Source organism: Streptomyces sp. (genome assembly GCF_035644915.1).
Classification (GTDB): domain Bacteria; phylum Actinomycetota; class Actinomycetes; order Streptomycetales; family Streptomycetaceae; genus Streptomyces.
This window is the reverse complement of the sequence record NZ_DASQNP010000105.1, coordinates 25,848-33,021: the sequence shown is the minus strand read 5'-3', so window position 1 is coordinate 33,021 and position 7,174 is coordinate 25,848. Positions and strand designations below refer to the sequence as shown.

The 7,174-nt window shown below is 76.2% G+C and carries 7 protein-coding genes; 4 read left to right on the top strand and 3 right to left on the bottom strand.

Annotated features, from left to right (window positions below; translation table 11 throughout):
• Positions 1-86 precede the first annotated feature (86 nt).
• A complete protein-coding gene (gene rsgA / locus VE546_RS12450; RefSeq protein ID WP_324921617.1) occupies positions 87-1,196 on the bottom strand; it encodes a ribosome small subunit-dependent GTPase A in 1,110 nt (369 codons plus the stop codon).
• A gap of 423 nt (positions 1,197-1,619) precedes the next feature.
• Between rsgA and VE546_RS12445 the strand changes: the two genes are divergently transcribed.
• A complete protein-coding gene (locus VE546_RS12445; RefSeq protein WP_324921612.1) occupies positions 1,620-2,069 on the top strand; it encodes an SPW repeat protein in 450 nt (149 codons plus the stop codon).
• Between the two features lie 80 nt (positions 2,070-2,149).
• Here VE546_RS12445 and VE546_RS12440 read toward each other — a convergent pair whose 3' ends face one another.
• Positions 2,150-3,292, bottom strand: coding sequence for a YihY/virulence factor BrkB family protein (locus tag VE546_RS12440; RefSeq protein WP_324921610.1), 1,143 nt, complete (start codon positions 3,290-3,292; stop codon positions 2,150-2,152).
• 18 nt (positions 3,293-3,310) lie between these two features.
• Between VE546_RS12440 and VE546_RS12435 the strand changes: the two genes are divergently transcribed.
• Positions 3,311-4,981, top strand: a complete 1,671-nt coding sequence (locus tag VE546_RS12435; protein ID WP_324921608.1) for an acyl-CoA dehydrogenase family protein — start codon at positions 3,311-3,313, stop codon at positions 4,979-4,981.
• 47 nt (positions 4,982-5,028) lie between these two features.
• On the opposite strand, the gene VE546_RS12430 is transcribed toward VE546_RS12435, so the two are convergent.
• A complete protein-coding gene (locus tag VE546_RS12430; protein ID WP_324921607.1) occupies positions 5,029-6,051 on the bottom strand; it encodes a carbohydrate kinase in 1,023 nt (340 codons plus the stop codon).
• A 219-nt stretch (positions 6,052-6,270) separates the two neighbouring features.
• On the opposite strand from VE546_RS12430, the gene VE546_RS12425 reads away from it, so the two are divergent.
• Together VE546_RS12425 and VE546_RS12420 are read left to right on the top strand one after the other, a co-directional pair.
• A complete protein-coding gene (locus VE546_RS12425) occupies positions 6,271-6,849 on the top strand; it encodes a GNAT family N-acetyltransferase (RefSeq protein WP_324921605.1) in 579 nt (192 codons plus the stop codon).
• A gap of 97 nt (positions 6,850-6,946) precedes the next feature.
• The gene (locus VE546_RS12420) at positions 6,947-7,030 is read left to right on the top strand and encodes a putative leader peptide (RefSeq protein WP_309471194.1); all 84 of its coding nucleotides are present in this window, start codon (positions 6,947-6,949) and stop codon (positions 7,028-7,030) included.
• Positions 7,031-7,174 lie beyond the last annotated feature (144 nt).

Sequence of the window (7,174 nt, the reverse complement as noted above, 5' to 3'; positions counted from 1 at the left end):
TGCCGCCGCCGAAGGGGCCGTTGATCCGGATGAGCACGGGGGCGACGGTAGCAGCCCCGGCCACCGCCGCCCCGTGCCCGCCGGCCCTACCGCCGCGGGCCGCGCTTGCGCTCCATCATGTGGCGGCCGAGCGCCTGCTTCTGCTTCCAGTCGCGCCGCAGCTCCGAGCGCAGCCGGGCGTCGGTGCGGGCCGCGAGGTACTGGTTCTCGCGCAGCAGCTTGCGGTAGCTCTCCAGGCGGCGTTCGGGCAGGGTGCCGTCGTCGACGGCGGCGAGGACGGCACAGCCCGGCTCGGCGGCGTGCGCGCAGTCGTGGAAGCGGCAGGCGCGCGCCAGTTCCTCGATGTCGGGGAACGTCCGGCCGACGCCGTCCCCGGCGTCCCACAGGCCGACGCCGCGCAGCCCCGGGGTGTCGATGAGGACCCCGCCGCCGGGCAGTGCGAACAACTCGCGGGCGGTCGTGGTGTGCCGTCCCTTGCCGTCGCGCGCCCGGGTCTCCTGAACGGCCAGCACCTCCTGCCCGACCAGCGCGTTGACCAGGGTGGACTTGCCCGCTCCGGACTGCCCGAGCAGGACGGCGGTGCCGCCGCCGAGCGCGGCGGCGAGCACGTCCAGCCCCTCCCCGGTGACCGCGCTGACGGGCAGCACCGTCACGCCGGGTGCCGCGGCCTCGGCGTCGGCGACGGCGTGGGCGGTGTCCGGGGCCAGGTCGGTCTTGGTGAGGACGACCAGCGGCTGGGCGCCGCTCTCCCAGGCCAGGGCGAGGAACCTCTCCAGCCGTCCCAGGTCGGGTTCGACGGCCAGGGAGACGGCGATGACGGCGTGGTCGACGTTGGCGGCCAGCACCTGCCCCTCGGAGCGGGTTGAGGAGGCGGAGCGCACGAAGGCGGTGCGCCGGGGCAGCAGCGCCCGCACCGCGGGCAGTCCGCCGGTGCCGGGGTCGAGGGCGGCCCAGTCGCCGGTGCAGACGGCGCGCACCGGGTCCGGGGAGGCGACGGGCGCGGTGTCGGCCCGCACGGTGCCGTCGGCGGTGACCGCGTCGCACCGGCCGCGGTCCACGCGGACCACCCGGGCGGGGACCAGGCCCTGCCGCCCGTAGGGGGCGAAGGCCTCGGCGGTGTGCTCGTCCCAGCCGTAGGGGGCGAGCGGATGCGCGGTGGCGCGGAGATCGCGGGGAGTGCCGGAGTTGTCGGGGATGCGGGGAGTGTCGGAGTGACTCACCGTGGATGACCCTTCGGGAAGGGCGGTCCCGGCGCGCGGAGGACGCGCGGAGAAGTCGGTCAGCCGGAGACCGCGGAGGGGGAACGGGTGGACTTCCGGTCGCGGGCGGCGCCCACGGCGACAGTGACGGCGGCCATCGTCCTCACCTCCCCTTCTCCCTGGTCGTCAGGTGGTCACCGGCCCGGACGGCAGTGGCTCCGGGCGGGGACCGCGTCCCTTCCGCGGCGACCCTAGGACAGCGCGCCGCTCGCGCGCCACCTGTTTTCCCGCCGCGCTCCCCCGCGTTCCGCCGGGCCGGGCCGGGTCGTACGGAGTTCGGTTCTCCGGGGAGACGCCAGAGAGCATTTGGGTGAAAATGAGGAAGTAGAGGGTGAAAATCTCCTAAGGAGGTGGCTCCAGATGGCCACACCCACGTCACGCATCGAGGAACACCCGGACCTGATGGAGATGCGTGCACGCTACGCGCGGGCGGCGTCGACCCCGACCGCCCGCGGACTGGAAGCCCTGACCGTGCTGGCCGGCCTGTATCTGGCGGCCTCACCGTGGATCGTGGGCTTCGACGGACTCACCAGGCTGACCGTCACCAACCTCATCTGCGGTGTGACGCTCGCTCTGCTCGGCCTGGCCTTCGCCACGGCGTACGAGCGCACCTACGGCATGAACTGGGTTCCGATCGTGATCGGCGCCTGGACGATCGTCGCCCCCTGGGTCGTGGCGGGAGAGATGGACACCACGCGCTCCGTGGTCAACAACGTGATCATCGGCGCCCTGACCATGCTCCTCGGCCTGGCGCTCCTGACCATCGGCAGGGGCAAGAGCGCCAAGCAGGGCGGCCGCGGGAGGGGGTGAACCGACCCGGTGACGCCGGGGCGCGCGCCGTCGCGCCCCGGGCCGTTCCGGTCCCGGACCGGGCGGCGTCCGGGCGGCGGTCAGCCGCGGTGGCGGGAGCGCAGCCGGGAGCGCACGTCGGTGGGCGGGAGGAACTTCGTCCAGCGCTCGGGGAACTCCGCGGGCGGCTCGACCGCCTCCAGGTCCTCGTCGCCCTCCCCGTCGCCCCCCTCGGCCTCCCGCATCGCGCGCCGCGCCGCCGCGGCGGCCACCACCTCGGCGGCGGCCCGCTCGCGGGCGCGCTCCGTGGCCCGGCGGGCGGCGGCGGTGGCGACCGAGGGCCACACGCGGTCGATGGCGGCGTTGACGGCCGCGCCGACCAGGACGGCGAAGGCCGAGATGCCGATCCACAGCAGGACGGCCACGGGCGCGGCCAGCGACCCGTACAGCGTCGGGCCCTCCACCGTGCGGGTGAGGTAGACCCGCAGCAGGGCACTGCCCAGGATCCACATCAGGAGGGCGACCAGCGAGCCGGGGATGTCCTCCACCCAGGGCGAGCGGACCGGCACCGAGACGTGGTAGAGCGTGGTGAGGAAGGCGATGGACACCAGCACCACCACGGGCCAGTAGAAGAGCGGCACCAGCGGTTCCAGCGGCGGGATCCAGCCGACCAGCGCGTCCGGGCCGACGATCAGCAGCGGCAGGGCGACCGTGCCCAGCGGCAGCGCGATCAGGTACAGCCCGAAGGCCAGCAGCCGGGTCGCGACGATGCCGCGGTGGCCGTCGAGCCCGTACATCACGGTGATGGTGTCGATGAAGACGTTCACCGCGCGCGATCCGGACCACAGGGCGAGCGCGAAGCCGACGGAGATGACGTCGGGCCGCCCGCCCTCGATCACGTCGTCGATCAGCGGCTCCGCGAGCTGGCTGACGCCCCGGTCGGACAGGACGGCGGCCGACGCCTCCAGGATGTTGGCGCGGACGCTGGCGATGGTGTCGGTGCCGATCCAGGCGTCGAAGTAGCCCAGCAGCCCGATCACACCCAGCAGCAGCGGCGGGAGCGACAGCAGGGTGAAGAAGGCCGCCTCGGCGGCCAGCCCCAGGACCCGGTACTCGATGCAGGAGTTGACGGTGTCCTTCAGCAGCAGCCACGCGAGTTTCCGTTTGGGGACGTCGCGGTACAGGGCACGCGCCCTGCGCAGGGTGCTCGAAGACCGCTTCGGAGATGACGGGGCTGGTTGCACGTCCTTAACGTATCCGGCATGCCATCCGCGACTCACACCGTGGCCGACGGACCGCCGCCCCCGGCCGGCCGGGACCTCTTCTCCGGCGACCGCGCCCTGGCCGAGGGCGTCGCCCGGTACGCCGCTCCGGAGCGGGCCGGGGAGATCCGCGCGGAGCTGACCGCGCTGGGGCGGCTGGCCGGATCGGCGGAGGTGCGGCGGTGGGGCGAACTGGCGGACGCGCACCCGCCGGCGGTGCGGACCCGCGACCGCCACGGGCACCGGACCGACGAGGTGGAACTCCACCCGGCCTGGCACCGGCTGCTGGAGCACGCGGTGGCGGCCGGGCTGACCGACGCCTGGTCGCGGCCGGACGGCCGGCTCCGGCGGACCGCGGCCCTGCTGGTGTGGTCCCAGGTCGGGGCGGGGCACACCCGCCCGCTGTCCACCACGCACGCGGCCGTCGCGGCGCTGCGGGCGGACCCGGGGCTCGCGGCCGTCTGGGAGCCGCTGCTGACCTCGCGCGGCTACGAGCCGGGGGCGCGTCCGCCCGCGGCCAAGGCCGGAGTGCTGGCCGGAACGGTGGTGCCGAGCGCGGCGGGAGCGGACACCGTGCGCGCCGAGCCGCCGGCCGGCGGACCGGGAGGGGCGGAGTACGTCCTCACCGGGCGCGTGCGGGTCTCGGCGCCGATGGCGGACGTGTTCGTGGTGCCGGCGCGGACCCCCGGCGGGGCCGGCTGCTTCCTGGTGCCGCGGGTGCTGCCGGACGGCGCCCCCAACGCCCTGCGTCTGCGGCGGCCGGACGGCTGGGCCGCGGCGGAGGCCGGGGCGGGGCTCGGGCCGGAGCCCGAGCCGGAGTTCGAGGTGGAGTTCGACGGCACCGCGCGGGCGCTGCGGATCGGCGAGGAGGGGCAGGGCCCGGCCGTGCTCGCGGCGCTGACCGAGGCGGTCCGGCTGGACCGCGTCACCGGCGCGGCGGCCGTCATGCGGCAGGCGGTGGCCCGGGCGGTCCGGCACGCTGTGCACGGCGGGGCGTCCGGCGGGTCACCGGCCGCCGCCGGCCTGGCGCCGGTGCGCAACGTGCTGGCCGACCTGGCGGTGGAGTCGGAGGCGGCCACCGCGCTGGTGCTGCGGCTGGCCGCCGCGCACGACGGCGGCACCGAACAGGACCGCGCCCTGCTGCGGACGGCGGTGCCGGTGGCCAAGTACTGGGTCGCCAAGCGCTGTGTGCCGGTGGTGGCCGAGGCGCTGGAGTGCCTGGGCGGTGACGGGCTGCCGGACGGACCGGAGGGGGCCGCGCCGGCCCGGCTGCTGCACCGGGCGATGTCGCACGCGCTGCGGGACGGCGCGGGCAGCGTCCAGGCGCTGGAGGCGCTGCGGGCGCTGCGCCGGGAGCCGGCGGCGCTGGGCGCCTTCCTGACCGAGATCGGCCGGGCCCGGGGGGCGGACCACCGGCTGGACCGCGCGATCCGGGACCTGCTGGGCGAACTGGCCGACCTGGAGGGGATCGAGACGCGGGCCCGGCGGCTGGCCGAGCGGATGGCCCTGGTCCTCCAGGGGGCGCTGCTGGTGCGGCACGCGCCGCCGGAGGTCGCCGACGCCTTCTGCGCCTCCCGGCTGGGCGGTGAGGGGGGCGCCCTCTTCGGAGCCCTGCCGCACACCCTGGACCTGGCGGCGATCGTGGAGCGGGCCCGCCCCGCGGCCGGGTGAGGCGCGGGCGGACCGCCGGACCCGGGGCCGGCGGCCCGCCCCGGGGTCTAGCGGCCCGGGAGCCCGTCCAGTTGGTGGGCCCAGGGCGGGTTGGCGCCCCGCACCGAGCAGGTCGCGGCGGCGACGGCGGCTCCGGTGGCCAGGGCCGCCTCCAGACGGTCGGCGGCCAGGCCGTCCAGGCGTCCGCCCAGGGCGCCGCCGGTGTGCAGGGCGTGCAGGAAGCCGGCCATGAACGAGTCGCCCGCGCCGACGGTGTCCACCACCTCCACGGCCGGGGCGGGCACCCGCAGCCGCGTGCCGTCGAGGGAGGCGAAGACGCCGCCGGGACCGAGGGTGACCACGACCAGGGTGACGCCGTGGCCGTGGAAGGTGTCGGCGGCGGCCTCCAGGCCCTCGCCCGGCAGGAGGTGGCCGAGGTCGTCGTCGGAGAGCCGGAGGACGTCGGCCACCGCGCACCAGCGCGGCAGCCGCTCCCGGTAGACGGCCGGGTCCACCAGCGCCGGACGGACGTTGGGGTCCACCGAGACGGTGGCCCGCTCCCGCATCCGCTCCAGCAGCCGTTCCACCGCCTCGCCGCCCGGCGGCCGGACGAGCGCCAGCGACCCGGTGTGCAGGCACGACGCCGGCCCGGCCGCCGCCGTCGCCAGCTCCTCGTCCGTCCACTGCCAGTCGGCGGTGCCCTCGGCGTGGAAGGAGTAGTCGGCGCGGCCCTCGGCGTCGAGGTCCGCGACGGCCAGGGTGCTGGGCTCAAACGCCTCGACCGCCGCGCCGAGGTCCACGCCGGAGGCGGTCAGGTGCTCCCGGAAGAGCCTGCCGAAGACGTCCGTCGACAGCCGGCCGAGGAAGCGGGTGGGGGTGCCGAGCCGGGCGAGCGCCACGGCGGTGTTGGCGGGGCCGCCGCCCGGCAGGACCTCCAGGCCGAGCGCGGGGATGGCCGGTCCGGCGGGTCCGCCGGACGCCGGGACGGTGAAGGCGTCGGCGACGCACTCGCCGAGGACGGCGACGGGGGCCGCGGGCCCGGGGGCGCCGGACGGGGGGCTGCTGGGCGGGGACGCGCTGGTCGGGGACATGGGGCCTTCCTGGGTGCGGTGCGGCTGGTTCGCGGCTGGCTGGACGCGGCCGGTACGCGCCGTCGCGGCGGAGTCCAGCAGGCCGCGGGCCGGAAAGTCAACGCGATCCGGGGGCGGACCTCCGTTCGGGCACGCGGCCGGCCTTCCGGGCGGGAAGCGGTCACCGTACGCCGTCCCCTCGGGCACGGGCGCCGGGACCGGCGTGCTTCACTGCCCGGCATGAGCGACATGGTCACCGTCACCACGTGGTTCCTTGAGCAGACCTCCCCCGGGGACCTCTCCCCCGCTCACACTCCGGACGCCGGTTCCGGCATCCGGATAGCCCGGGCGGAGGTCCCCAGCCCCGAGTTCAGCCGCTTCCTCTACACCGCGGTGGGTGCGGACGTGAGCTGGACGGACCGGCTGGGCTGGTCGTACGCGCGGTGGCGGGAGTTCCTGGAGCGGCCCGGCGTGGAGACGTGGGTGGCGTACGACCGCGGCACCCCGGCGGGGTACGTCGAGCTGGACCCCCAGCCGCGGGGCACCGTGGAGATCACCTACTTCGGCCTGATCGCCGCCTTCCGCGGCCGGGGCATCGGCGGACACCTGCTGTCGTACGGCACCGCGCGGGCGTGGGACCTGGCCACGCGCTGGCCGGGGCGGGAGCCCACGGCGCGGGTGTGGCTGCACACCTGCAGCAAGGACGGCCCGTACGCGCTGGCGAACTACGAGAAGCGCGGCTTCCGGGTGTTCGACACCCGGGTCGGGCAGGAGCCGGCCGTCCCGGGCCCGGGCCCGTGGCCGGGGGCGTACGCCTGATGTGACCGACACCACATCGTCTCGACAGTCGGGACACCTCTGTCCGGATAATGGATGACGGTGGACTGCCGCAAGTTGCGCATGCCAGGCTTCTGCCATGTCTCGAGCTGGAATTGCCTTGGTGAGTCGGCGGCACGTCGACCTCGGCCGCATGTCCAGCGCCATCTGTCCGGCGGGCTGACAGTCCCAGCACCGCCGCACCCCCACCGCCCCCGCCGTCGGCGGGCCGGTGCCCCCCCCCGCCTCGCGTCCGTACCCGGAACCGCGCACGTCCGCGCGGCTCCGGGCGATCCGGGCCGCCCCCGTGCAGCCGAGTCCAGCCGAA